Raw genomic sequence first — 26,373 nt, forward strand, 5'->3', positions numbered from 1 at the left:
CCCAGCGGGTTTGGAAGCCCAAATTGTACACGAGTGACCGTATTGTCAATTGGTCACATAAACCTCGCACCAAATTCACGGTGCGAGGCTTCTCAAGACGAGACTGGCCAGCGTCGCCGCGTCATCGTCCAACGTGTCCATGTGCTGTTCGAGCAGAAGGGGGTGATAGATCGACTGCAGGACCAGCATGATGGCGTGACAGGTCTCGTCAACGGGCGTCTTGCGCTCGAACTCGCCGCCCTCGCGGCCTTCGCGGATCAGGTGCTCGACCATGCCGCGCAACGCATCGGCGAAACTCCGGGCAGACGCCCATTCCTCCTCCACCGCCGAATAGACGATGTCGTGCAGTTTACGCTCGTGCGAAAACAGCGTGACCGTATTGCGCGCCAAAGCGAGGAAAACCCTGCGCATTCTGTCGGAAGCCGGCTTGTCGTCGTCGACGATCGCCTGGATATCCGCGCGCATCTTGCCATGCTGGAGCGCGCAGATCGCCTCGCCGATCGCCTTCTTCGACTCGAAGAATTTATAGATATAGGCCTTCGACAGACCGATGGCGTCGGCCAGATCGGCCATCGTGGTCTTCTTGTACCCGTAATGCCCGAAATGCTCGATGGCCGCCGTCATGATCTGATCCCGGCGCTCGTGATCGACCGGGCCACGTTGTCCAGTGTGAGGCGCGCGCATCCTGTTTCCCCTGGCTGAATTTGGCCTCTTAGATAAGACACGGGCGGTGAATTGACAACGAGTGACGGATATGTATATCAGTCACTCGACTACAGCCGGGCAACGCGTGTCCGAGGCTTATCGAAGGTCGAACGCCATGAATTCCACACTTCCTGCAACAAGGCGGAACACGGCACCCCCGCGCCGCCGGGCAACGACCGGATTGCTGAAGCCGGCCATGACACTCTCCCTGGCCATGATGACGTCCGCCTGCGCGGTCGGCCCGGATTACAGGGCGCCGGATGCACGTCTCCGTCCTTTCCACAGCGCAGCAGCCATCGACGCCCGCCACGCCACGGCGGCACCGCCGCTCGACACGTGGTGGGAGGGATTTCACGACCCCGAACTGGTACGTATCGAACAGCGTGTGCTGACCCAGAACCTGGACCTCGCGGCCGCCATAGGCCGCGTCCGCCAGGCGCGGGGCGCCGCGGAAGCAGCTACCGCACGCCTGTTGCCGACGCTGGATTTCGCCCCGCAGGCCTCCGCGAACCGGTTGTCCCAGGAGGGGCTGATCGGCCATGTCGTACGGACCGTCCCCGGTTTCCACCGTGACTATCGCACCTATGACGTCAGCGGCGTGGCAAGCTGGGAAATCGATCTGTTCGGCGGCCTCAGGCGCGGGCAGGAAGCCGCGCGGGACGAGGAAGAGGCCGCGCAGGTGGAACGCGTGGGTGAGCGCATCACCGTGGCGGCCGACGCCGCCGACGCTTATTTCCAGATCCGGGGAGACCAAGCACGGCTCGCCGTCGCGGAAAGGCAGATTACCGTGGACACCCATCTGCTGGATCTGGTCCGCCAGCGACGCACACGGGGCATTTCGAACGAGCGGGAACTCGCCCAGGCGGAGGCTTTGCTGCAATCCGCGCGCCAGACCGTGCCGTTGATCCGCATCGCCCTCGAAGCCCAAACTAATCGTCTTGACGTGCTGATGGGCGCTCAGCCCGGCACCTATGCCGCCGAGTTGGGAACGCCGTCCGACATTCCAGCCATTCCGGCCATCGGCGCCAGCGACAAGCCCACGGACATGTTACGTCGCCGACCGGACATTCTGGCTGCGGAGCGCCGTCTGGCGGCATCGAACGCACGGATCGGCGAGGCGCTGGGCGATTACTATCCCAAATTGTCACTCACCGGAATTCTGGGCTTTCAAAGTCTCAGTCCCAACAGGCTTTTCACAGCACCCGGTTTCCAGGCGACGGGCTCCGGAGCAATTCGCTGGCGGATCTTCGATTTCGGCAAGATCGACGCCGAGGTGCAGCAGGCCCGTGGCGCCAATGCCGAGGCCCTGGCGCATTACCGGCTGACGGTCCTGCATGCGGCCGAAGATGTAGAAAATGCTTTCACGACCCTGGTACAGACGGAGCAGCGCACAGGCGACTTGCAGACTGAAGTCGCCTCGCTGACGCGCGCGCGCGATCTTTCCCAGCAATCCTTCCAGGCGGGCGTCATTCCTTTGACGGACGTGCTCGACGCAGATCGGCAGCTTCTGGACTCGCAGGACCAACTTGCCCTAAACCGGGCAAACGCGGCACGCGCAGCCGTAAGTTCATTCAGAGCGTTGGGCGGAGGCTGGCCCACCTGACGGAGTTGATCCGGCAGACGTGGCAGAAGATAGACTCTTTGCTCTTTTGCATGATGATCGTCCTGCTTGCACACGCGCTCGCGTCATGCAAAGCGCAGATTTTGAATATTTCAAGCTTGCCGTGGAGGCCGGCAGTCTGACAAGGGCAGCCATGATTCATGGCATGAGACTTTCTACCTTCGCCCGTGCCACCGACAGGCTCGAAGATGAGTTGGCGTCACCTCCCGAAGCGAAACCACACCGGCATTCGTTTGACGGCAGCCGGGAACGTGACAATTTAGAGAGTTTCTTTTTTTCTTGATGGTCTCAATGAGGTCAAAACCTTGGGCAGGACACTTGGGGCGGACCGCCGGGGAGTTGCTCGGATCGACAGCCTGCCACCTCCAGCCGACGGGAGGTTCAAGCTTGCATTATCCGTTTAGAAAAGAAAATATTCTCTTCCCAGACATTGTTCGTGTCCGCGATAAAGACGAAGTCCATCAGCCCCCGTTCGGCGACCTGCGCGATATGCGTCAGGTTTTCGGTGCTGACGCTGGCCTGGGGATGTGCTTCGGAGGATGGCACCAGGCGCCGATATGGCGCCCCGACGGTTCGAAGAACAACCCCTTCTTCATTTTTTCGTGCATTCATGGACCCGATTCACCCTTCGGAAAACAGGACGATATTTGAAAACGGACAGCAGATAGTGTGATACGCCATGTTTTACACAACCCTGTTTCGCAAAGGCGTCCCGTTTTCCATATGGGTTATATTGTCGAGCAGGATGCTACGACGTTGCGCGCATAGAACTGGCTGTCACCCGCATGAAATTCGACCGCCCGTGGTCCTCATGAGGGGACCACTTCAGGGCTATGGAGGCCCGGCCAGCGATCCCGCCAAAGCGCCGGGACGCCGCCGTTTCCTACCCGCAAATGAGCTTATCGCAACCGCCATCTGGTGGAAAATCTTGGGGTTCGCCTGAAGGAATGGTGTGCCGTCACAACCCGATATGAAAAGACCGCCGCCTCATTTAGCCGCAGATTGGATCAAGGTCTAACGGGCCCTAAATATTTTTCATCTCATCCATATCGGTGGTTTTGAAAGCATGCTCCACGACCCGAACACCAGCACTCATGTCGCGAGCGTTTCCGGCAGTCATGACGCGTGCCGCCTGAAAAGCCCTTGGCGGTGTAATTCATTTGGCGTGCCCTCAGGGACAGCCTCGTGACGAAGACAGCACAATCGGTCAAAGCACCATCACATTAAACAATCCATGTGGCAGAGACTCTTTTACATTTTTGTTTTTAGAAGCTGTCGCTTCATCAACGGCGCAGTGGCGACGGGTGGGTTTTTCTCTGCTTATGCCATTGCGTATGGCGCCATGTCAGAATGACAATAATTATAGAAGGGACAGCATGAACACCATCGCGACACATGATGGGCCGGCGATTGGCGGCACTCCTCTTCTTGACGCCAGCGATTGCGCGCTGGTTCTGGTCGACGAGCAGGCAGGCCTTGCCTTTGCCACCGGATCGGCCGATCGCCAAGTCCTGCGCAGCAACGCAATCGCGCTTGCCCGTACCGCGACAACCTTCGGTGTGCCGGTGGTCGTCAGCACCTCCGCATCGAAGGTTTATAGCGGCCCGCTGATGCCGCCGCTCCGCGCCGTCCTGCCCGACGTAACACCGATCGAACGACGCAGCATGAATCTGTGGGAGGACGGAGCAGCGAAGGCCGCGGTGATCGCGACAGGTCGCAAGATACTGGTGGTTGCAGGACTATTGACGGAGGCCTGCGTCAGCTTCCCCGTGCTATCAGCCCTTGCCGAAGGCTACAAAGTCCATGTCGTTGCCGATGTCTGCGGTGGCCTCACCGCGGCGAGCCATGACGCTGCCCTTCGGCGAATGGAGCAGGCCGGGGCGGTGATGACGTCTTGGCTTCAACTGCTGCTGGAGTTCCAGCGTGACTGGACACGCCATGAAACCTATGAAGCCGCGCGATCGATCGTCGTCGATCATGGCGGGGGCTATGGCATCGGTCTGGACTATGCCCGTGACATGATCAAGCCCGCATAATTCGATGGTAGGCGATCTTCGCGATATCGAGCACCGTTTTCCTGTCCGTTGGGATCGCGGCAGCCTGATGCTCGCTTCCCTGCCCTCCACCTGCCATGCCTTTCTTGACGAGCTCACCGCCGACGGGTGGAGCGCATGACCTCGCGCGCGCAGTCCGCTGATGCCAGCCCTCTCACGAAAGGTGCGCTTCCTTCCTCGCCCACAGAAAACAAGCGCTTCGTCACGGTCTTCCTGAGCGTGGCACCCGCGATGTTCCTTGGTTCGCTCGACCAGACGATCGTTGCGACTGCGTTGCCGGCGATCGCCACATCGCTGCATGGCTTCACGCAGATCGCCTGGATTGTCACCGCCTATCTACTGTCAGCGACGGTCGCGGCACCGATCTATGGGCGGATCGGCGACGCAGTGGGGCGCAAGCCTGCGCTGCTGGGGGCGTTGGCACTGTTCATGGCGGGTTCGCTCGGCTGTGGGTTGGCGCCTGACCTTACCACGCTGGAGGTCGCCCGCGCCATGCAGGGGCTGGGCGGCGGCGGTCTAATGACCCTGTCGCAGTCGCTGATTGGCGAGGCCGTGAATCCGAAGGATCGCGGCCGCTTTCAGGGCTGGTTCGGCGCGGTATTTGCGCTCGCCAGCACGTTAGGGCCCATCGCTGGAGGCCTCTTGTCCGAACATGTCGGGTGGCGCTGGATTTTCTGGACCAACATACCTCTCGGCCTCGGGGCGGCGGTCGCCGCCTGGCCGTTAGCGGCTGAGAAGGGTCAAGGGCCTTTCACGCTCGACGTGCCCGGTACGTCGGTGTTCGTCGGCGCGACGCTCGCCTTGCTGCTGGTGCTGACGCAAGGACCAGACTGGGGCTGGACTTCGACGACAGTGCTCGCTCTGGGCGGTGCTGGAATTCTCGGCTTCGCTCTGCTGCTACCGATCGAGCGTCGGGTTGCCGCGCCATTGATTTCGCCGGCGCTATTGCAGAACGCGATCGTCTGGCGGGTGACTTTATGCACCACGCTGTTTGCCGCGGCGCTTTTCGCGGCGGTGATCCAGGTACCGCTCTTGTTGGAACTAGTGCTGGGCCTGAGTCCAAGTATATCCGGTCTCTTGCTGATCCCGCTGACACTTGCGCAGGTGATCATCTCGACTTGTACGGGTTTGCGCATCTCGAACACCGGCCTGCCCCGCGGGCCACTGGTTTGGGGACTGGGAGTTGCCTCAACTGGTTTCGCGCTGCTTGCCGCGACAATCGACCAGGGCGCCTGGATGATCGCAGGTGCCTCGGCCCTGTTCGGGCTTGGCCTTGGAACCACGATGCCAGCGGCCCAGACGATGGTGCAATGGGCGGGCGGCAAGGCGCATCTGGGCACCGCGACTGCGACATTGTCCTTCGCGCGTTCGATTGGAGGGGTGATGGGCACGGCGGCGACTTCGGCGATCCTGCTCCTGGCAATGGAGTGGCAGGCACCGGGGCCGTGGCGCAGGTCCAGGCAGCGCTCGATGTGCCCACCAGCGGCATCGCGGCTGCGGCATTTCCATTAAATGCGATCCGTGAAGCCTTTCGCTGGGTATTCGGGGCGATGGCGATGATCGCGCTCGCCGCCGCGTTGCTCGCCATCAGCATCCGGGCGATCAACCTCGGCGACCCCGAGCCCACGGAAGAAGCATGAAGGAAACGGTCATGGCACATCTGCCACCCCCTCCCGTCGTGACACAGGAGGTCCGTATCGTCGATGCGCAAGGGCATACGCGCATCCTGCTGTCGGCCAAGGATGGCACACCGACCATCTTACTGATCGGCAGCGATGGTGCGCCACGCGCGATGGTCGCGCTGGATGCAGCCGGCCGGCCGGCGGTGACGCTCAGCAACCCTGACCCCACGTGGCCGAGCGCTGCACTGGCAATCGACGACAAAGGCGCGCATGTGAAGTTCGACCGACCGGGCGGCGCGTCGAGTTACCTGTTTCTCAATAATGCCGGCGGGTCGGGCATGGTATTGATCGACGCGGCCGGCAAACGCCGCATCGGCATGACCGTGACGCCAGACGGCAAGACGAAGGTCGAGCGCCTCGGCGATGATGGAAAGCCGCTGCCCTGAGCGCACGGCCTGCGCTCTCGTTCCAGCCGCCAATCCGCTTCGTCGTCGGGCAAGACGGGTTCAGGCAGCGATCAAATGACTCCGATCGCCGCTTTGACGCGCGCAGGGCTGAGCGGCATCTCGCGCAGGCGAACTCCGACGGCGTCGGCGAGCGCATTTGCCAAAGCGGCCGACGTGGGGCCTTGCGCGCATTCCGCGGTCCCGAGAAAGGGCATGCCGACGCTGTCGATCACATGAACCTCGACCGAATGCGGCGCGTCGGCGAAGCGCAGGATGGGGTACATGCCCCAATCAAAGCTCGTCCGCCGGTTGGCATCGAACGTTACGGACTCATGGGTTGTCCAACTCAGTGACTGGATAATGCCGCCTTCGACCTGGTTGCGGATGCCGTCCGGATTGACCGGTTGACCGCTATCCACGGCAGCAACGGCACGCAATACCGCGATGCGGCCAGTCTCGCGCTCGACTTCGATGTCGAGCATGACGGCACAATACGCACCCACATTCTTGTAGCGGGCAAATCCCATGCCGCGGCCTCGCCGGCCATCGCCCCGGACTCCGTTCACCCAGCCGAACCGCTCGGCCGCCGTCTGCATGACCGCACGCGCGCGCTCGTCCTTCATGTGCGCCAACCGCAGAACCAGGGGATCGACGCCGCTGGCTTTCGCCAATTCGTCAAACATGGATTCGATCGAGAAAACATTGAGATGCGCGCCAAGCGAGCGGAGTGCCGAGACGCGGATCGGCATATCCTTCAGGAAATGATAGAGGACATGCATGTTGGGCAGCGTGTAGAGCGGGTTCGCATTGCGATCTCCGTCGCCCTCGGGCATCGGTATGGGTTTGCCCTCCGGCGCGGGGAACGGCGGCACCACCTCGCCGCCGACCAGCACGCCGCCGGCGCCGACCGGCCGGTTGTTATGGGGATTGCTCCAGACATCATAGTTCCAGGCGACAATACGGTTTTGAGCATCGAGCGACGCCTCGACCTCGGTCACCATGGCTGGCCCCAGCGGCTCCCAACCGAACTCCTGCTCGCGCATCCATTGCAACCGAATTGGCCGCCCAGGCACGGCCTTTGCGATCATGGCGGCTTCCGCAGCAACGTCATCGGCGCCATTCTGGCCGTAACACCCGGCCCCTTCGACATGGATCGCATGCACGTTCGCAGGCGGCAGATCAAGAAGCTCGGCCGCGACGCGACGAACGTCGTATGTGCCCTGGCTGTGCGTCCATATGGTCATCCTGCCGTCCCGGAACATCGCGACCGCACAAGACGGACCGATGGATCCGTGGCTGAGCCACGGTCGCGTATAGCGTGCCCTGACGGTGCGAGCGGAAGGCTCGGTCACATCGTGGGTGTCGAGAACGACAATCTCTTCGGGCGGCAAGCTCCTGAGCGTCGCGACGACGTCGCCCTGAGGGATCGGCGGCACCATCCGGACGAAGCCCGTCTCCTGAAGCCGTCGCAGCGCCGTGATCACGGTCCATTCGCGGTCGGCGACCACGGCGACGAACGACCCGACCTGCACGATTTTGACCACGCCGGCGAGGCCCTCGACGGCCGCGACATTCAGTGGATCGAGGCGCGTGCCGACACTCGGGCCGCGCACGACACGTGCATGCAACATTCCCGGCACGCGCATATCCTGCACATACGCGGCCCCACCCGTCAGTTTTGCCGGGATGTCGACACGCGCCAGTGCCGTGCCCATCGTACGAAACAGCTTCGGATCGCGCAGGGGCACATTGGGAAGCGCTTCGACATGCAGCGAGAGCGAGGCCGCAAGCTCGCCATAGCGCGCCGTGCGGCCGGTTGCACTATGCAGTCGACCGTCACCGCTTGTGCCGATGGTGTCCGGCGCCACGTCCCAGGCACGCGCGGCCTCCTGAATCAACAGCATGCGGACATTCGCGGCGGCATTGCGAAGCGCGCTGCCGCTATCCTGCATCGAGTGACTCCCGGCCGTCAGGCCTTCATCAGGCGTTCTCTCCGTGTCGACGGTCACCAGTTCGATCTGCCCAGGCGCCACATCCAGTTCCTCGGCGGCGACCTGCAGCAATGCGGTCCGGATGCCTTGTCCCAGTTCGGCTTTGCCGGTGAAGGCGGTGATATGCCCGTCCGCATCGATGCGGATCCATGCGTCCAGCCATGGCGTGGATTTCAGGCTTCCCGGCAGGTTCGGCGCGACGATGCGGGGGCCGGCACCCCCTTCCCCCCCACCAGCGAGTTGCGCGAACGCACGCGGCGTTATCGCGAAGGAGACGACAAGTGCGCCACCACCGAGGAAAGAGCGGCGCGACAGGGGCGGAGCAGCATTCAAAATGCTCATTCCAATGGCCCCCGACGCGTGGCCGTGGCAGCTTCCGCGCTGTCCGCCGCGCGTCTGGCCGCGCGCAGGATGCGCATATGGGTGCCGCAGCGGCATAAATTGGTCTGCATATGCGCGCGGATCTGCGCATCGGTCGGCGAAGGCGTGCGATCGAGCAATGCCTAGGCGCGCATGATCATTCCGGCGATGCAATACCCGCACTGTGCGGCCTGTTCAGCCTCGAAGGCCCGCTACACTGGACCGGGATTGTCGATCGATCCCAACCCTTCGACCGTCCGGACCCGCCTTCCGTCCAACGCGGCAATGGGCATCAGGCATGAAAATACGGCCCTGCCGTCGACCTGCACAGTGCAGGCGCCGCACTGTCCCAGGCCGCATCCATATTTCGCGCCATTCAGCTGCAGATCGTCGCGAAGCACATACAACAACGGCGTAGATGGATCGACATCGAGAGCGTGGTCGACGCCATTGATATTCACTGTCAGGATCATTGCTTCGCCCCCGCTCCGCGCGCCGCCATGACGGCCGCTTCAAGTTGGGTCCATGGTGTGCGCGTGCTATATCTGGCGCGCAGATAAGCCGCGATTTCCACGATCTGACCGTCGTTCAGATCGCTCGAGAAGGCCGGCATATAGGGGCCGCGCGTGTCCGAGAGAGGGTGTATCCCCTGAAGAATCGCCTGCAACATATTGCGTGGATCGTCTTCCTGGATTGCGCTGACCAACGACAGGGACGGGCGGCCTTGCGATACCATGGGGGCTCCCTCCCCGTGACAACCGCCGCATGCGCCGGCAAACAACGCGGCGCCGGACGGATGCGCGTCTTCTGCCTTCCTTTTCATATCCACGGGCCCAGCCCCCCCGTCATCATCGTGGCCATGCCGCATCAATGACGCGACATAGACAGCAATGGCTCTGACATCGGCATCGGGAGCGGAGGAGAGATCGTAACTGACCGGTCCCATCGGACCTGCGGCGGCGCTGTGTCCGGCATCGATGCCAGTACGGAGATATGTGTAGAGGGATTGAACGGTCCAGCGATGCGGAGATCGGTTTGAAGGATCGAGCGCCGGGGCGTTCCACCCTTCCGCGACGCCGCCTGCGAAGGCGCGGTGCCGTTCCTCTCCGCCGGCCAGGTTGCGGGGCGTATGGCATCCCCCGCAATGGCCGAGCCCTTCAACGAGATAGGCGCCTCGATTCCATTCGGCACTTTCGCCCCGTTTGACGACGAATGGACCCCGATGCAGAAAAAGCAGATTCCATCCCGCAAGAAGTGGACGAAAACCGAGCGGAAAAACCAGCTCGTTGTGAGGAGCCGGTGCCCGTATCGCCCTTCGCGTCATCAGGAATGCATAGAGCGCCATGAGGTCGTCATCAGTCACATGCGTGAAATGTTCATAAGGCAGCGCCGGATAAAGGTGGCTGCCGTCGCGCGATATGCCCTCGCGCATTGCCCGCCGAAACGCCGCGAACGACCATGAGCCGATGCCGGTTGCCTGGTCCGGTGTTATGTTCGTCGCGTAAAGCGTCCCGAACGGCGTGGCCAGCGGTCTGCCGCCCGCATAGGGCACACCGCGTTCGGCCGTGTGGCACACGACGCAGTCTCCGATCATCGCGAGCGTGGCGCCGCGCTCTATCAGAGGCACGGGAAAAGCGCGCGGATCGGGTGGGACCGCCGTCGCGATCGGCGGCTTATAGACCAGCCCGATTGCCACGCCCGACATGACCACCCCAATGCCCAACGCCACGATCAAGCCGGCTTTCAAGGTTACGGGCATGCTCTGTTCGCCGCTTTCTTTGCCATGGAGTGCGCCGGTAAGCCGGATTGACCGTCATGGACCATATCGGTGGTCACACCGCCGCCTTGGCGCCGTCGTCATGCGTAAGAAACGGGTAATCGGTATAGCCGACCGCCGAACCGCCGTACAATCCGACATGACGGAGGTCATTATAAGGGCCACCCTGACGCATCCGCTCCGGCAAATCGGGGTTCGCGATGAAAAGACGGCCGAACGCGACGGCATCCGTACTTCCCTCTGCAACCAACGCCGCCGCGTGTTCCGGGGAGAGTCCCGCATTGACGATGAGGGGCCCTGTGTAGCGGGGCTTGAAAAGAGCCAGGAGCCGCGCGAGATCGGGAGCGCCGGTCCATGCATTCGTGTCGGCAAGATGCACATACGCAAGGCCGGCGCCATTCAGCCACGTTGCCAGGGACGCATAGGTCTCGTCGGGGTCCGGGTCGGCGACATTATTGTAATCTGCATAGGGTGACAGCCGAATGCCGACGCGTGTCAGGGGAACGACCTGCCCGACGGCTGCCAGGATTTCACGCAGAAACCTCGCTCGGCCAGTTGCGTCACCACCATATGCGTCGGTTCGCCGATTGGTGCCGGGAGACAGGAACTGATGGGGCAAATACCCATTCCCCGCGTGAATTTCGACACCATCGAAGCCGGCGTCGCGCGCATTCGCCGCAGCGATGCGATACTCGTCGATAGCGTGCGTGATGTCGGCATGCGTCATCGCGCGAGAATGCGTCGCGTTGATCCGAACATACGCACCGTTTTGCAGAAGCCCCCAAACCTGCAACTCGCCGAGATCATGGTTGACCCCCGATGGGGAAAGCGGCTCCCGCCCGGCCAGAATTCCACGAGCCCCCGCCCTGCCGGCATGCCAAAGCTGGGCAACCATGCAGCCGCCCCCGGCTTTGGCACTCGATACAATCGCCTGCCAGGCGGCACTCTGTTCTGGCGTCCATAATCCCGGCGCGCGCTCGAATGCCGCCGAGAGTGGCCCGACGTTGATGGCCTCGGTAATTATGAGACCCGCTCCCGCACGTTGCCGGTAATATTCGGCGGCGGAAGCGTTCGGAATACCATCGTCCGCCGCCCGGGCTCGGGTCATGGGTGCCATGACAATGCGGTTGCTGAGATGAAGATCCCCAAGGCGAACGGGGGAGAAAAGCTCTGACATGACGGTTCCTTATGCTTGCAAAAAGGTCAGAAGGTCGGCGTTAAGCTGATCCTTGTACGTCAACACGAACACGTGCGGTGCGTCGAATACCCTCGAACACGGCCTTCTCGGGACCGACCGGATGGTCCGACGTCTTCATAAAATGGCCTCACAGCCCCAAGCAGGAGCAGGCTCGATCGATCAAAACCACGCCGGTCGAACGCGATGCCCCGAAAGCCCCGTTCGGCCAGGAACAGCATCTGGGCGTCCCACATATCCGCGCTCAGCGGCCACCCGTGGCTGAAGAGGACGGGCTGACCCGTGCCCCAGTTCTTGTAATAAAGCCCGGTCCCGCCGCAGGTCGTGAGGGTCGCCATGATGTCGGTTCCTGTTCTGGATCCGTGTTGTGGTTGCGCGTATCGTGCTCAGGCGATAGCAAGACCCGAGTCACGATGCGGCAGTCGCAGCACAAAGCGGCCGGGTCCAGCGGCGACGAGAGCGAGCAGCCCCCCGGCAATGCTGATATTCTTGTAGAAATGGATCGTCATATCGTAGCGAAGCGCGCCGTCCATGGTCCAGAAATGATGTCCGATAAAGGCCGTCATGACCGCATAGATGGCGAGGATGCCGGCGAGCGGCGTCACCAGAAAGCCGGTGACGAGAGCCGCGCCGATGCCCAGTTCCATCACGATCGCGACAATTGCGGCGACCGCCGGAAGCGGGGCGTGCGTCTGGGCCATGTAGGCAACCGTGCCGGAATAATCGACCAGCTTGCCCCAGCCCATGACAAGGAACAGCATGGCCAGCGCAAGGCGGGCGATCAGCAGGAGCGTGTCGCGCGAAAATAGCTTGATCATATTATAGCATCCTTCTGCTTTCATTGTAGCCTTCCGTGCTTCTTCCCGATCTGGCCATCACCTTCGCGAAATGGCCGACCTTCCGGTCCACGATCTCTGGCGGTACGCCCCACATTGCGGCGGCTCCAGCAGTCGGTGGTCCCGCATCGGCAACGGAGCTCGGAGACCGGCGCTTTCGCTGTTCTGGTTGTCCGGCCACGGAGCACCGGCAGTCGTCGTCAATGCGGATAGCGCAGGCTTTGCAGGTATCGATATTCCTCTGGGCTGCGATGAGTGCCCCGTGCTGGCAGGGGTGATTCGGAACATTTCGTATAAGTAAGATGTTTACGCGACCGGCCGCGCGGTTTCTGCCTATACCGTGGTATATGGATGATCCCGTGGCGAAGAATCCGCGCTTCAATCGAGCACGATCGCCGGACCTACCACCCGAAACGCAATTCAGTACCGAGATAGCGGCTGTCATGGCCACCGGCCTGTCGGATCGTATCACCAGCCGCGTAGTCGACGGCCTCGATCGCACCGGCAAGATTGGCTGTAAACGTATAGTCCAACCGAACCTGCCCGTATAAACCACTCCACAGATGCCCTCGCCCACGCGTGTTTGGAACGGGGATATTCGGCACCGTGTAGATCGCATCGGCTGTCGTCATGCGCCATTGCAGGCCGACGGCGGCCATGACCGCCAGCCGTGGTGCTGGACGTACCAACACGATAGGTTTGACGTGGAAAATATTCACATAGGTGTTGTAGCTGCCAAGGTTGAAGTAATATTCATTCGGAAACAGCGGATTGAATGTCCCAACCGTACGGTCCCCGGCCTTCGTATCTCCGGACGCACCATCGATCTGCATGCCGAACCATGGTTTCCAGTGAAGCGTGTCGATCGTATACCCGGTCCGGCTTCCGAAGGCCCATGCACGTACCCTCTTGCCGCCCATCGTTCCAAACTGACCCATTGCCTCCAGGTCCCAATCGAACGCGTGCCAATGGCCGGCGCTGCGGACATCGAAGACATGCCGGTTTTCGCGTCCCGACGCATCCAGGTCGTGGACGCCATCCTGCTGAAGCAACGCGTAATAGGCAGAAATGGAATTCGTACCGCCCACATGACGTTCGACGCGCAAAGTGCTGAATCGTTGATGCGGGGTGGAATAATCGTCGAAATACCGGACGTCCCTGTATTGCGTGGGTTGGCTGACAAAGCCGAGAATACGCCAGGGCTTTAGCTCCCAGTCAGCCCAGACGGCGTCATAGGCCTGCCGCACGTTCGGTCCATCCCGGACGGAAACGAATCGCTGGAGATCGAACGCGAACTCCTGCCGTCCCACCCGGGCCTTGAAGGTACCGCCTGCAACCTTGCCAGTATATTCGAGAAACAGAAGGCGCAGATCGATCTGGTTCTGATCGACGGGAGTCAGCATTGTCTTGCCGACGGCCCGTGCGTCCTCGAACTGGACAAAGCTGCGCCAGTGCCTGTCCAGGTGCAAGTCGGCGTGAATCTGCACGCGATCCAGTAAATATGTGTCGGACTTCGCGGGCCCCGTGCCGAACGCGGGCGCGTCGTTGGTCTCGATCCGCTCTCGGACCGTCAGGCCCAGGGACAGATAGGGGAACGGATCGGATCGGGAGAACGGAATGTATTTCAAGCCGTCGAGCGGCGCGGTACGCAATGCGGGATCGGCCAGCGCCGACCAGTCCTCGGTCCATCGTGTCAGGCCGAGGGGGGACGGACGCGCCGGGACGGGCGTGGTGGCCACGGCGGGCGGGGCGGCGTCCGAAGATGCGGCGTCGCGTGTGATAATACCCGTCGTCTGCATTTCCGGATCGTCCGCCCACGCGGCAACGGACCATGGCAACGCCGTCAGTGCCAACACGCAAAGGCGAGGCAAAGCGTGCCTTTGGAAACAGTGAAAATGGATCGTCACGTCAGGGCTGAGTGGCATGAATTTCGGCGATGTAGCCGCCCGGGAACAATACGAGTGCTGAACTGCGATCGGCCGATGTAAAAGGCTGTACGAGGATTTCCGCGCCGTTCGCTCGCGCCTTGTCGAGCGTACCACCAAGGTCGGCGACTTCGTAGCCAGTGGTCTCCCGACCGTAAGGATAGGGCAGATGTCCGTCCGTTACCAGGACGAGGATGCGCCCGAATTTTGACTGCAGGCGAATGCGCCGAAAGGTGCCACCGGGACGTCCGATTTCGACACCGGGCGCCGCGCGATCGTCCGATGTAACGGTCCCGTGGGAGAACCGGGTGAAGCTCCGCACGAAAGCGTCTGCACGATCGGGGGATATATAGACGCGATTTTCGGGAGTCGTCTTCAGTTCCGGATAATGAGGCGCAGCCGTGTGCCAGTAGAGTTGCATGGTGACATCGCCCGGCCAGCGTACGAGCGCGTCCCGACCGATCGGATCGGGGAATGTCTCCACATAGACCTCGGCACCGTCCGCACGCGCCGCCTTCACTGCTTCATCGAGGTCCGTGACGAAATAGCCATCCCGCTCGGAGCCGAATGGAAAAGGCACCGGCGTACGGAAGCCGAATACCGAAAGCGTGCCGACCGGCGTCAGCAGCAGCTGCGAGCTTGTCGTGCTGGGCGTCGGCGTGACCGTGACCACGACCTGCTTGGTGCTGGACCCGCCGAATGTCCCCAGGAAGCTGCTGACGAACCGATCGACATCCGACGCCGCGACATACACATGGGTGGTGTCGTATTGCGGACCGACGGCCAGGTCGGGCTGGGACACGCGGGCCTGCGCCACGCTGGCCAGGGCGAAACCGGTCGCCAGGGTAACGCCCAGGAAGAGACGACGCATCATTGAATTTTCCATGGCAAGAATGGACGGGAGAAGCCGGAGCTTGATCGGAGCGCAATCAGGAGAAAGCCTCCGATCAAACCCCAATGTTCGAAGAAGGCATTGGCGGAGAGCGTACGGGCTGCCTCGTCCGGCAGACGCCAGAACGCGTTCGCCAGCATATTCGCGACGACGGTGAACCCTGCGAGCAGGAGCGCGCCGCACCATCGCCAGCATCCGGACAGGATCAACGCAGAGCCGAGGAGCTCGACGATGATGGTGGCGATCGTGGCCAGGAGCGGAAAGGGCACACCAAGGTGCCGCGTCTCGACGACGGCACCCGGGAAATCAAGAATCTTGTCGACACCCCCCAGGATATATGCCGAACAGAGCGCTAGGTATCCAAACCATGCCAAGGCGAGGCACAGTTTCCGGTGTTCGTCATGTGATGAAGCTGACATCATCTCTAGAACGCCCAGCAAGAGCAGCCGAGCGCGCCCCAGAAGGACTTATCGTTACCCACCGGACCCTGGCTGTTCCAGGCGCGGGCGTGATCGTGGGCGTGAATCCCGCAGGCGCTGTCACAGCACCGCGTCAGACTGGCGACTGACCCGGCATCCGCGTCCGTAGCCTGGAAGCGGGACTGATACCCTCCGAACGTGCGTACGGGCGACCAGTCGGGCATGGCCGGCGGCAGCGGCGGGGCCAGGGACGAAAACACGTCGCTGCCATGAACAACCTTGCCGCCGACCATCGTCATCACCGAGAAAAGATCCTGGATCTCATCGCCCGGCACGTCGAAATAGTCCCGGTCAAGAACGACGAGATCCGCGAGTTGTCCAGGCGCGATCCGGCCTTTCTTGCCCTCCTCGTTGGAGAACCACGTCGTGTTCTCGGTCCACAGGCGCAGGGCGGTCTCGCGATCGAGCGTCTTGTGAGTCGGAGTGAGTTGCAGGCCGCCGAGGGTCTTGCCCGTTACCAGCCAATAGAGTGAGACCCAGGGGTTGTACGACGCTACACGAGTCGCGTCGGTGCCGCCGGAGGTCTTGACGCCCATTTCAAGCATCCTGACAACCGGGGGTGTCGCTTCCGCTGCCTTGTTTCCGTAGCGTTCGACGAAATACTCGCCCTGAAACGCCATGCGATGCTGAATCGCGACCCCGCCGCCGAGGGCAGCGATTCTCTCCAGCGACCGCTCGCTCACCGTCTCCGCATGGTCGAAGAACCAATGTAGGCCGGAGAAGGGAATTTCAGCGTTGACCTTTTCGAAAACGTCCAGCGCCCGGACGATCGTCTCATCATATGTCGCATGCATGCGCCAGGGCCAGCGGTTCTGGGCGAGAATGCGGACCACGCCTTCCAGGTCGTCTTCCATCTCCGTCGGCATATCCGGCCTGGCCACGCGGAAATCCTCGAAATCGGCGGCGGAAAAGACGAGCATTTCGCCGGCGCCGTTGAGACGAAAATAGTCTGTACCCTGCTGATATGTCGCCGAACTGGTCCAGCGCAGGAAATCCTCTTTTTCCTCTTTCGGCTTCTGGGTAAACAGATTGTAGGCAATACGCACCGTAAGCTGGTCGTCGGCCGCGAGCTTTTCGATAACCTCGTAATCATCCGGGTAATTCTGGAAGCCGCCGCCCGCATCGATCGCGCCGGTCACGCCAAGCCGGTTGAGGTCCCGCATCAGGTGCCGGGTGGAATTGAGTTGGTAATCGAAGGGAAGCTTCGGCCCCTTGGCCAATGTCGCATACAGGATGCCGGCATTGGGTTTGGCCAGCAGCAGGCCGGTCGGCGTCCCCGATGAGTCACGCTGGATCTCCCCTCCGGGGGGATCTTGGGTATCGCGCGTGTAGCCGACAACCCGCAGGGCGGCCGCGTTCAGCAGGGCACGGTCATAAAGGTGCAGAATGAAGACCGGGGTGTCCGGCGCGACCGCGTTGATCTCATCGAGCGTTGGAAGACGCTTTTCCACGAATTGATGTTCAGTGAAACCCCCGACGACACGCACCCATTGCGGTGGCGGCGTGATGGCGACCTGGCGCTTAAGCATGCTCATGGCGTCGGCCAGAGATCTTACCCCGTCCCAGCGCAATTCCATATTGAAATTGAGACCGGCCCGGATGATGTGCAGATGATTGTCGATCAAACCGGGGATCAGGCGGCGGCCACCAAGATCGAGCATTCGGGTGGTCGGGCCGGCGCTCGGCATGATATCGCGCTCGGCACCGACGGCGCTGAATCGACCTTCGGTAATGGCGATCGCCTCCGGGGCAGGATTGCCCCTGTCGAGGGTGGTAATCTTGCCGTTATACAAGATCAAGTCGGGTGCGGTCATGACGGTCTCCGCCTAATATAAGCTGGGAGGCTCAGATGGTCGTCCGGTCGCGATCTGCCTCCGGGCGAGGCTTGGCACCGAACTGCAGGGAGCCTGGCTGCATCGATACGGTATCGGGGGCCGATACGCGCGATGCGGTCGCGACGTTCTGGCCCAGCCAGAAATGCTTTGTGACCGGCACGATCTGTTCCCCAATGAGGATGCCCAGAAGCCCAACCAGCGCCACGATCGGTGGCGCTGGTGAGCGGACATTCACGAGGCCGTAGAGAAGCCCCACGATCGTGCCGGCAAGCAAGGATACGAGATAGGGTTTCACGCGGGATCTCCCGACCTGGAACCAATAACGCGACGCGCTCAGCCTTCGTGCGCGCCGAACATCGTCTTGGCGTAAGTCACGCCAAGGCCATAGGCGCCGCCGTATTTCTTGGCCACACCAGTCGTCGCCTCATATGTGTCCGTCCGGGCCCAGTCGCGTTGCAGTTCGAGCAGATATTGCAGCGAGGTCATGGGACGGCCGCCGGCCTGCACAATGCGTTCGATCGCACGTTCATGCGCCTCTGTCGAAACGTCACCACACGCGTCGGCGATTACATACACCTCGAACCCCTGGTCAATCGCCGAGAGGGCGGGACCGACGATGCACACGGATGTCCAGAGACCGGCCAGGACGATGCGCGTCTTTCCAATGCGGTTGACGTCGGCGATGACTGCGGCGTCCTCCCACGTATTCATCGATGTACGGTCGAACAGCGCCTGCCCGGGAAAGGCCGAAGTAATTTCTTCAAACATCGGTCCCGAAAAGGATTTGGCCGCCACCGTGGTCAGGATGGTCGACACATGGAATTCGGCCGCCGCCGCGGACACCAGCGCGGCATTATTACGCAGCGTGATGGCATCGATCGATTTGGTCGCGAACGACATCTGAGACTGGAAATCGATCATGATCAGGAGATGATCGACGGGGGTTAAAAGCAGTTTTCCGGGGATAGGCGTCGCCTGGATAGACATGGATTCATCCTTCTGAAGAATACGAGCGAGAAGCAGGAAGGCTTGTCAATACAGATCAAATCAAACGCGACTTTGCGAACAGCAAAAAATTGCCCGCTTCTTCCGTTGTTTTTGATTCAATGCCTGACCCTGCTTCATCATTGACATTTCATGCAACAATAAAACAAACGAATGGACGACATTTCGAATTATCGCGTTTTTACGTTATTTCGAGACGATGTCCCATTCGCTTTGGGATACTGCCCCCGCGCCGGATCAATGACAATATTATGCCCTTGGTCTAAAAAACTATACCAAAGGATATATTGCATACGCCGACCTGTGGTACCGGAGTAATGGCGAATGGCCGGATATGGCACTTTTCGACAAAAATCCAGAATATCCGACAAGACGCTGCCTGTAGAGGTGTGGTGTTCAATATAATATGAACAGATCAATTGGGCACTCATGGATGTCCATTCGCGACGCCGTCATTCTGGGAGGATTCAGCCTCTCGATAATCGGAAATGTGTTCGCCGTAACCGTGCGGATCCTGAGGTGGCGACGAAAGCAGCGGGAAGACGCGATACGGCCGACATATGAGACATCGGCATTTGACCACGCGCCAGTCGCATTGGCGGTTCGCGAGCGGCACGGTACGGTCAGAGCCTGGAACCGGGCGGCGGAAAGACTTTACGGATGGCCTCGCGACAAGATCATCGGAATGAATGCCTGTTCCACATTGGAGACGACATTCAGTATGGACCTGGCCGATGTCGTGGCCACGCTCGAGTCGGACGGTCGTTGGGCCGGGCATGTGGAACAAAAGGACATGTCCGGACATAGCATTACGGCGCTGGTGCAATGGGAATCGGTGCGCGGGTCCGGTGGTCGCCCGGATCTGGTCGTCGAAGCCAATATCGATCTGACGGGCGATACGGCGGCCATCTTCGGACGCTTGAGCGAGGAACGCTATCGCACGATCTTCGATACGCTGGCGGTCGGTATCTGGGAACACGATTTCCGGGCGGTGAAGCATGAGCTCAATCGGCTCCATGCCGAAGGCATCGTCGACATTCGGAAATACATTAAAGAAAATAAAGACTTCGTGGCGCGCATGCGCCGGACGGTGACGATATCGAATCCCAACGACGCGGCCCTGAAACTGTTCAATATCGCAAGTCGAACGGATTTCTTCAAAAACCTCAGTGATTTTCTTATAGAAGACGACAGTACATTCGAACATTGCATCTTGGCGATTGATGGAGACGAGACAAAATTCGTCTGTGAATCGGATTTCCGATTAGCCACCGGCGAGAACGTAACGGCAATTGTCGCGTTGAGCTTCCCGTCCGGAGCCGGATACGACCGGGTGACAGGATGTATTCTCGATATCAGGGAACAGCGGAAAATGGAGGCAATGATCGCGGCGACGCGCGCCGAACTGGAACAGGCCCTGCGTGTCGCTAGCCTGGGCGAACTTTCTGCGACGATCGCCCATGAGGTCAACCAGCCGCTTGCCGCGGTGGTCAATTTCGCGCAGGCAGCTCAATGCTGGATCTGTGCGCCGGTACCGAATCTGTTAGAGGCCGGGGCGGCACTGACGGACGTCATCGAAGCTGCTCAAAATGCGGCCGCCGTTGTTCGGCGTGTGCATACGTTGTTGGGTAAAGCGAAACCCGAACATGCCCCAATCCCAGTAGATCAAGTGATCAGCACGGCTGTCCTGCTCGCGCAGGGCGATGCCGAAGCACACGGGATTACCATCGTTCAGGAATTGCAGGTGCCGGGAAGCCTCGTTCTGGGAGACCGAATTCTTCTGCAACAGGTCATTGTCAATCTGTTGGGTAACGCAATACAGGCGATCGATGCCTTCGACCCGGCATTCAGGCGGATTACACTTACAATGTCGGCAAATCACGAGCGAGTCGTGCTGACAATGAGCGACACCGGTGGGGGTTTTTCGCCCGACGGTTTCGAAAAAGCATTCCAGACGTTCTATACGACGCGAGCGCAAGGCATGGGATTGGGCTTGTCAATTTGTCGATCAATTATAGAAGCACATAACGGTACAATCGAAATAGCCAACGACGATAAATCCGGCGGTGCGGTGATTACGATCGCTCTCCCCAGAGCGTTCGCCACTGGGATCATCTGAAGGAGGAATAGGCGAACGGTGACCTGCATGCTTTCATTGCCATCAACGCGGTGACGCAACCGCGATGCAGGCGCTTTCTTCACGAAAAGCGATCAGGCGCCTTTTTTGATGGATAGCGTCGAAAGAATATCCAGCAATATGCCAGGACTTAGTGGCTTCTCGACAAAGAATGCCGCACCGGCTGCCGCGGCCTGTTTCATGAGGCTGGGCCGAGGAAACGCGGTAATGAGAATGATCGGTGGGCAGTTCGGCCTGCTTCTTAGCATGTGGGCCAGTTGCAGCCCGTTGACGTCGGGCATTTGTATGTCGGAGATGATACAGCTAAGCGACTCGAAGTCACTGTCGAGACACTCGCGAGCAGACGCGAATGCGCAGGTGGAGAAACCCAGGGACGTGACAAGACTGCCCAGGGAAACGCGGGCGCGCTCGTCGTCGTCCACGATCGCAATCATTGGGGCATGTGCCAATCCACATCCTTACGAGCTGCTATGAGAGCTCGCCGTAACCGGGTTCCGGGTCCTTGAGCATGCGCCCTCTTTCGATTTTCCGATACTCATACGCGCGTATGGTCTGGTCCCGCGCTGGTCTCGATCGTCTGGATGATCCGAATCAGCTCCGCGAAGCTCCTGGCTTTCATCTTACGCATCAGGTTGGCGCGATAGAGTTTCACCGTGATTTCACTCAAACCGAGGTCACTTGCAATCTGCTTGTTCAGACGCCCTGCCCCGACACCTTTGAGTACCTCGCGCTCTCTCGGCGACAGGGCTTCCAGCCGAGCGTGGAGGTCCCTGAGGCGCGTTACGGATTCTCGCCGGCGGCGGTCGGCCGCCAAGGCTTCCGTAACGGCGTCCAACAGCTCCTGATTTCGGAACGGTTTCTCCAGAAAGTCGATCGCACCGCCTTTCATGGCACGAACGGACATCGGGATATCTCCATGGGCCGTGATGAAGACCACCGGGACACACTCGCCGCGTTGCTCAAGAGCCGCCTTCAGGTCGAAGCCGTTGAGATTCGGAAGTCGGATATCGCATATCAGACAGCGCTCGGCCGCGGGCAGGCTCTGGTCGAGCAGATCGGATGCAGAACCATATTCTATCGACTGAAGACCGGCCGAACGCAGGAGACTCCGGAGCGATTTACGCACCCTGGTATCATCTTCGACAATGATGACAACCGGGGTTTCGGACATTGTGGATGGTGCGGGCACGTGCATCGGAAAGCTCTCCTGGACACAGCCGAGCATTATCGGCATTTGAAACGGATTTATGACTCAGCCGCGGACCATTCAGCAACAACTCCGAGCGGTCACCTGGGCATCCATGCCCAGGAGGCGTCAGGGCCGATGCCGCCATCGCCAGGCGCCTGGCGAGATACCCTTCTTCCGTGAGAAGACACGTGTCAGATGACTTTGATCGGCAAACCCGGTGGCGACCGCGATGTGGCTGATCGGCTCTTCGCTTGACAATAAAAGGGCTTCGGCACGCGATATTCTTTGATCGAGGAGCCACTGATGCGCGCTGGTACCGGTACTGACCTTGAACGCGCGCGCAAAATGTGCACGAGTGAGCCCACAATGGCTAGCCACCTCGGAAAGGCTGATATTGTCCGCAATATTCTCTGTCATGTAAGCTTCTGCCTTCGCCAGTTGCTGTGTAGAGAGACCTCCTTTGTTCCACCGTAGTGTCGGGGCACGGTCCCCGTAATGCTCCACGAGATGGTTGCAGAGCGCCAGGGTCACATGATCGAGAAACAGGGTATTGACTTCCTGCGGCCGAGCAAGTGCCAGAAGCAGTATGCGTGACAGATGCACGATAGCAGGATCGATGATTCCAGGCGTAAAGGTGATGGTGCTGACCCGCTTCGTGCCGGCTTCATCGGCGATCTCATCGAGGGATTGCCGGGGAATGTAGAATGTCAGGGCCTCATGCGGTGCGGTGACAAGCGCTGAAAACGCATCGATCAAGTTGACGATCCTGATCGAATCCTTCCTGTAGCCCTGTCGATACAGGGGCCGATTCCCGCTCCAGAGTTCATGGTATTCAAGATCCGTCAGGTACATCGCCAGAACGAAGGTATCCTCGACTGGTATTTGCGCGCTCATCCCAAGCTGTTCCACACCAATACTCAGACGGCTGATTGCGATCTGAGTGGTTTTCAGCGACCGCGTGATGAGTTTCTGTTGGGCGGGCAGCCCAAAGGAGCGCGCTATGGCGTCGCCATATTGCCTCTTGTTCCTTTCGACGCCAGCGTACATTTTTTCCTCGATCGTCATTGCAGAGTCCATCCGGACCAGGGAAGTCATGTCATGCTGTCAACGGATGCGATGTGAAGCGACAAGAGCCGAAGAATCTCGTCCAATGGAACGAAATCATGGTTTTTCTGCATAAATCAGGCCACTTACATTCTATACGTTAGTATATATGTTGGCTGATCGGTTTTTGCGATAAAATAAAGTGAAATACTGGGTTTCCGGCTCGTTGGGCGACGCGCATCCGGCCGGTAGCACTGAAGCCTCTTACTCATTCCAGCACGTGGATTCAGGGAGTCCGACACACTCATATGCCGGCCGTCTTCCAATATGAAAGCCTCCTGGGTCTGGTCGCGGCAGCGGTGCTGCTCGAATTCGTCGCCTGGCGGCTACGATTGCCACCCGCCGCCGCTTTGATCTCGGGCGGGATTGCCCTGGCGCTGATCCCTGGCACGCCGGATCTGAGCATCGATCCCGGTCTTGTGCTGATCGTCTTCTTGCCACCGTTGCTGATGAGCGGCGCCTATTTCACAGTCTGGCGCGAATTCCGCGCCAATCTGTCCAGCATTCTCATGCTGGCGGTTGGTGCCGTGGGTTTTACCACACTACTGGTCGGTCTGGCCACCAAATGGATGGTGCCCGGACTGCCATGGGCGGTCTGTTTCACGCTGGGGGCGATCGTCTCGCCGCCGGACGCGGTGGCGGCAGATGCCGTGCTGGAACGCGTCAGCCTGCCAAGCCGGATCACAGCCCTGCTGCGCGGAGAGAGCCTCTTGAATGACGCGGCGGGCCTGGTTCTGTTCCGCTTTGCACTTACAGCCGCATTGACCGGAGCATTCAGCCTGGCGGACGCGATCAACACGTTCTGCGTGCTGTCGATCGGCGGGGTCGTGGTCGGCTACATAATCGGCCAGGGAGGATTGTTCCTGATTCGCCGGTTACGCGACAGCGAACTGGCCATTGTCGCCACGTTCCTCCTGGCCGCGATCGCCTATATCGGCGGCGAGAGCCTGCATGTCTCCGGGGTGATCTCGACAGTCACGGCCGGGCTTCTGGTCGGCTGGCACCAGCACACCGACTTCAGCGCCGCGACCCGCGTGAGGGCCCAAGCCTTCTGGAAAATCACCGTATTCCTGATGGAATCGGTTCTGTTCATCATGATCGGCCTGTCGCTGAAAGGCGTGCTGGCGCGGATCCACACGGTCGATGACGGGCTTCATACCCTGCTTCTTCCGGCCGCAATCGTCGTCGCAACCGTCATTATAGCGCGCTTTGCTTGGCTGCTGGGCTCTCATGTCCTGCTGCGTACGATACAAATGTTTGGTTTTTTTCGCGCACGCCGCTCCTCGGTCGCTACAGCGGCGCTTATGAGCTGGGCAGGAATGCGTGGGGTCGTAACTTTGGTGGCCGCATTGTCGCTACCGGATTCGCTGCCAGGCCGTGATATGATTCTTGTATCGGCGTTTGCCGTGATTCTTGTCACCGTACTGGTGCAGGGCAGCACTCTCGGACGGGCGATACGCTGCCTGCGACTGAACGGAGCGGAAGACCTGCTGGTCCGGCAGGAGAGCGAGGACATGGCCTGGATACGCATGAGCGACGCGCAGCAGGCCGCGGTCATCGCGATGTCGCAGCAACCTGACGGCACGCAATCACATCCTCGTCTCGTCGAGCAATATACCCATCGGACGTAAATGGCGATCGCGCTCGCCAAGGATCGGAAGCTGCATCGCCACAAGGAAATCGCGCATTTTCAAGTCATCCTGGCCGCGATCGAGGCCGGCCGTATGGCGCTGATCACCTTGCACCGGTCGGGTGACATCCACGACAAGACGCTGAGAAAAATGGAAGAGGAACTCGACATGCAGCAAATCGCCGCCGAGATCCGCATTTCCGAAACCGGATGATTCGCATGGACACGACGATAATGGGAGATATCCTGTCGTCCGTGTATGCGATCGGCCGTGTGGCACGGTGCATGAGACGGGCAGCCGGGGCAGCTTCGCCCAGCGGCTAAGTCTTTCTGGCCATATTATATCTAAAATCGTTATGACGGCATATATGTTAGTATAACTGCATCACGATCCGATATTCGTCTAGATGATGGTCCCGCCAACAGATGCAGGCGCGCCACCGCGCCCTGCTCTCAACTCGATATGCCAGGATCACCATGAGTATCGATAACACCACCTCCGATAAGCCTGCTTCCTCCCCCCGCCTGCAGGTTCCTGGGCTATTCAAATGGATGGTGGGAGACATGGAGGTCACAGCCGTCAGCGACGGACATGCGACGTTTCCGTTGTCCATCGTCCCGGATGCCGATCCGCAGGAGGCCGAACGCCTGGCCCAGGCGGCGTTTCTGCCACCCGGCGACCTGCCTATGGCGATCAACACCTATGTGATTCGGCAGGGCACGAGGACGGTGCTCGTCGATACCGGAGCGGGCGGAGGCCTTGGTCCGCAGGCTGGCAAGCAGCGTGATAATCTTCGCGCGGCCGGCATCGATCCGGCGTCCGTCGACGTGCTGTTTCTGACGCATCTGCATCCGGACCATATTCTCGGGATGACGACGCAGGACGGCACGGCGGCCTTCCCGAACGCCGAACTGGTCCTGCATCAGCGGGAACTGGCTTATTGGTCGGACGACGCCAACATGGCGCAGGGGACAGAGTTCGAGCGCTTCCTGTTTCAGTCGGCCCGACAGGCGGTCGCGGCTTATGCGGGGCGCACGACTCTGCTGGAGCGGGACGAACAGGCCGTGAGTCCGGGCGTGATCGCGCAGGAACTCCCCGGCCATACACCCGGTCACACGGGGCTGCTGGTCGCGTCCGGCGATGGCCAGCTTCTGATCTGGGGGGACATCATCCACCTGCCGCATCTCCAGTTCGTGCATCCGGAATGGGGCGTTGGTTTCGATGTGGACCCCGTCCAGACCATGGCGACGCGCAGGCGAATGCTCGACAGGGTCGCGACGGACCGGATGATGGTCGCGGGCATGCATCTGGACTTCCCCGGATTCGGCTATGTCGGTCGCGCGCGGGATGGCGCCTATGCGTTCGTGCCCTCCCCATGGCGTCATGCCTTCTGACGTATCCCCGTCGACAGGCTGCACTCCGCCGCGTACAAACCGTGTTCGACACCATGCCATGTCCGGCACCGGGGCGGGAGGATGCGCGAAGACGCGTCGTGACGCACCATCCAACCAGCAAGAGATCCCGTCCATGAAGCTCGCCCGCCATGACGTCCCCGGAGCCGAAAGACTG

General features: G+C 60.6%; 25 protein-coding genes and 1 pseudogene. 9 read left to right on the top strand and 17 right to left on the bottom strand.

The features are described 5' to 3' along the window. Positions 1–75: 75 nt before the first annotated feature. The gene (locus HUK84_RS00180; protein ID WP_176638386.1) at positions 76–684 is read right to left on the bottom strand and encodes a TetR/AcrR family transcriptional regulator; all 609 of its coding nucleotides are present in this window, start codon (positions 682–684) and stop codon (positions 76–78) included. Between the two features lie 217 nt (positions 685–901). On the opposite strand from HUK84_RS00180, the gene HUK84_RS00185 reads away from it, so the two are divergent. Together HUK84_RS00185 and HUK84_RS00190 are read left to right on the top strand one after the other, a co-directional pair. Beyond that, entirely contained in the window at positions 902–2,308 is a 1,407-nt protein-coding gene (locus HUK84_RS00185; protein ID WP_246285236.1) for an efflux transporter outer membrane subunit, read from the top strand. A 19-nt stretch (positions 2,309–2,327) separates the two neighbouring features. After that, positions 2,328–2,609, top strand: a complete 282-nt coding sequence (locus tag HUK84_RS00190; RefSeq protein ID WP_176638388.1) for a helix-turn-helix domain-containing protein — start codon at positions 2,328–2,330, stop codon at positions 2,607–2,609. 98 nt (positions 2,610–2,707) lie between these two features. Here the strand turns inward: HUK84_RS00190 and HUK84_RS00195 are convergent, their stop codons facing one another. Continuing rightward, on the bottom strand, positions 2,708–2,938 hold the full coding sequence (locus HUK84_RS00195; RefSeq protein ID WP_176638389.1) for a hypothetical protein: 231 nt from the start codon (positions 2,936–2,938) through the stop codon (positions 2,708–2,710). Positions 2,939–3,702: 764 nt separating this feature from the next. Here HUK84_RS00195 and HUK84_RS00200 point away from each other — a divergent pair. The 3 genes from HUK84_RS00200 (at position 3,703) to HUK84_RS00215 (ending at position 6,448) form a co-directional block, all read left to right on the top strand. Then, positions 3,703–4,362 (top strand): hydrolase, encoded by a 660-nt coding sequence (locus HUK84_RS00200; protein WP_176638390.1) that lies wholly within the window; start codon positions 3,703–3,705, stop codon positions 4,360–4,362. A 135-nt stretch (positions 4,363–4,497) separates the two neighbouring features. Further along, on the top strand, positions 4,498–5,892 hold the full coding sequence (locus HUK84_RS00205) for an MFS transporter (protein WP_176638391.1): 1,395 nt from the start codon (positions 4,498–4,500) through the stop codon (positions 5,890–5,892). Between the two features lie 124 nt (positions 5,893–6,016). Next, positions 6,017–6,448 carry a hypothetical protein gene (locus tag HUK84_RS00215; RefSeq protein WP_176638393.1) on the top strand — a complete coding sequence of 144 codons (432 nt, stop codon included), beginning with the start codon at positions 6,017–6,019 and terminating at the stop codon, positions 6,446–6,448. Between the two features lie 71 nt (positions 6,449–6,519). On the opposite strand, the gene HUK84_RS00220 is transcribed toward HUK84_RS00215, so the two are convergent. The 12 genes and pseudogenes from HUK84_RS00220 to HUK84_RS00275 all read right to left on the bottom strand — a co-directional run bounded on the left by HUK84_RS00220 (position 6,520) and on the right by HUK84_RS00275 (position 18,725). Further along, positions 6,520–8,781, bottom strand: coding sequence for a molybdopterin cofactor-binding domain-containing protein (locus HUK84_RS00220; protein ID WP_176638394.1), 2,262 nt, complete (start codon positions 8,779–8,781; stop codon positions 6,520–6,522). Continuing rightward, positions 8,778–9,272: pseudogene (locus HUK84_RS00225) on the bottom strand ((2Fe-2S)-binding protein). The gene HUK84_RS00220 and the pseudogene HUK84_RS00225 overlap by 4 nt, the downstream one beginning before the upstream one ends. Then, positions 9,269–10,558, bottom strand: coding sequence for a c-type cytochrome (locus tag HUK84_RS00230; protein WP_176638395.1), 1,290 nt, complete (start codon positions 10,556–10,558; stop codon positions 9,269–9,271). Before HUK84_RS00230 ends, HUK84_RS00225 begins: the two are co-directional and overlap by 4 nt. Positions 10,559–10,631: 73 nt before the next feature. Continuing rightward, positions 10,632–11,753, bottom strand: a complete 1,122-nt coding sequence (locus HUK84_RS00235) for an alkene reductase (RefSeq protein WP_176638396.1) — start codon at positions 11,751–11,753, stop codon at positions 10,632–10,634. A 59-nt stretch (positions 11,754–11,812) separates the two neighbouring features. Continuing rightward, entirely contained in the window at positions 11,813–12,109 is a 297-nt protein-coding gene (locus HUK84_RS23710) for an alpha/beta fold hydrolase (RefSeq protein WP_218064098.1), read from the bottom strand. A 48-nt stretch (positions 12,110–12,157) separates the two neighbouring features. Continuing rightward, positions 12,158–12,589, bottom strand: a complete 432-nt coding sequence (locus HUK84_RS00245; RefSeq protein ID WP_176638397.1) for a DoxX family protein — start codon at positions 12,587–12,589, stop codon at positions 12,158–12,160. Between the two features lie 419 nt (positions 12,590–13,008). Beyond that, entirely contained in the window at positions 13,009–14,514 is a 1,506-nt protein-coding gene (locus tag HUK84_RS00250; RefSeq protein WP_317135184.1) for an alginate export family protein, read from the bottom strand. 1 nt (position 14,515) lies between these two features. Further along, positions 14,516–15,406: a glyoxalase gene (locus HUK84_RS00255; protein WP_176638398.1), complete on the bottom strand. Its 891-nt coding sequence runs from the start codon at positions 15,404–15,406 to the stop codon at positions 14,516–14,518. Beyond that, the gene (locus HUK84_RS00260) at positions 15,403–15,846 is read right to left on the bottom strand and encodes a DoxX family protein (protein WP_246285238.1); all 444 of its coding nucleotides are present in this window, start codon (positions 15,844–15,846) and stop codon (positions 15,403–15,405) included. The genes HUK84_RS00255 and HUK84_RS00260 overlap by 4 nt, the downstream gene beginning before the upstream one ends. A gap of 2 nt (positions 15,847–15,848) precedes the next feature. Further along, positions 15,849–17,717, bottom strand: a complete 1,869-nt coding sequence (locus tag HUK84_RS00265; protein ID WP_176638399.1) for an amidohydrolase — start codon at positions 17,715–17,717, stop codon at positions 15,849–15,851. 31 nt (positions 17,718–17,748) lie between these two features. Continuing rightward, entirely contained in the window at positions 17,749–18,033 is a 285-nt protein-coding gene (locus HUK84_RS00270; protein WP_176638400.1) for a DUF1427 family protein, read from the bottom strand. Between the two features lie 38 nt (positions 18,034–18,071). Then, entirely contained in the window at positions 18,072–18,725 is a 654-nt protein-coding gene (locus HUK84_RS00275) for a hydrolase (RefSeq protein ID WP_176638401.1), read from the bottom strand. Positions 18,726–19,176: 451 nt separating this feature from the next. Here HUK84_RS00275 and HUK84_RS00280 point away from each other — a divergent pair, with 451 nt between their 5' ends. Further along, complete coding sequence (locus tag HUK84_RS00280) at positions 19,177–20,862, top strand: PAS domain-containing sensor histidine kinase (RefSeq protein WP_176638402.1); 1,686 nt, start codon at positions 19,177–19,179, stop codon at positions 20,860–20,862. Positions 20,863–20,954: 92 nt separating this feature from the next. Here HUK84_RS00280 and HUK84_RS00285 read toward each other — a convergent pair whose 3' ends face one another. The 3 genes from HUK84_RS00285 to HUK84_RS00295 all read right to left on the bottom strand — a co-directional run bounded on the left by HUK84_RS00285 (position 20,955) and on the right by HUK84_RS00295 (position 23,134). Further along, positions 20,955–21,302 carry a response regulator gene (locus HUK84_RS00285; protein WP_176638403.1) on the bottom strand — a complete coding sequence of 116 codons (348 nt, stop codon included), beginning with the start codon at positions 21,300–21,302 and terminating at the stop codon, positions 20,955–20,957. Between the two features lie 113 nt (positions 21,303–21,415). Next, complete coding sequence (locus tag HUK84_RS00290; protein ID WP_176638404.1) at positions 21,416–22,075, bottom strand: response regulator transcription factor; 660 nt, start codon at positions 22,073–22,075, stop codon at positions 21,416–21,418. 120 nt (positions 22,076–22,195) lie between these two features. Next, complete coding sequence (locus HUK84_RS00295; RefSeq protein ID WP_176638405.1) at positions 22,196–23,134, bottom strand: AraC family transcriptional regulator; 939 nt, start codon at positions 23,132–23,134, stop codon at positions 22,196–22,198. 287 nt (positions 23,135–23,421) lie between these two features. Between HUK84_RS00295 and HUK84_RS00300 the strand changes: the two genes are divergently transcribed. From HUK84_RS00300 to HUK84_RS00305, 3 genes are all read left to right on the top strand, one after another. Then, entirely contained in the window at positions 23,422–24,804 is a 1,383-nt protein-coding gene (locus tag HUK84_RS00300; RefSeq protein WP_246285240.1) for a cation:proton antiporter, read from the top strand. After that, positions 24,805–25,017 (top strand): hypothetical protein, encoded by a 213-nt coding sequence (locus HUK84_RS22995; protein ID WP_246285241.1) that lies wholly within the window; start codon positions 24,805–24,807, stop codon positions 25,015–25,017. A 350-nt stretch (positions 25,018–25,367) separates the two neighbouring features. Beyond that, positions 25,368–26,198 carry an MBL fold metallo-hydrolase gene (locus HUK84_RS00305; RefSeq protein WP_176638406.1) on the top strand — a complete coding sequence of 277 codons (831 nt, stop codon included), beginning with the start codon at positions 25,368–25,370 and terminating at the stop codon, positions 26,196–26,198. The last annotated feature ends 175 nt before the right edge of the window (positions 26,199–26,373 follow it).

The organism is Nguyenibacter vanlangensis, from assembly GCF_013376155.1.
Taxonomy (GTDB): domain Bacteria; phylum Pseudomonadota; class Alphaproteobacteria; order Acetobacterales; family Acetobacteraceae; genus Gluconacetobacter; species Gluconacetobacter vanlangensis.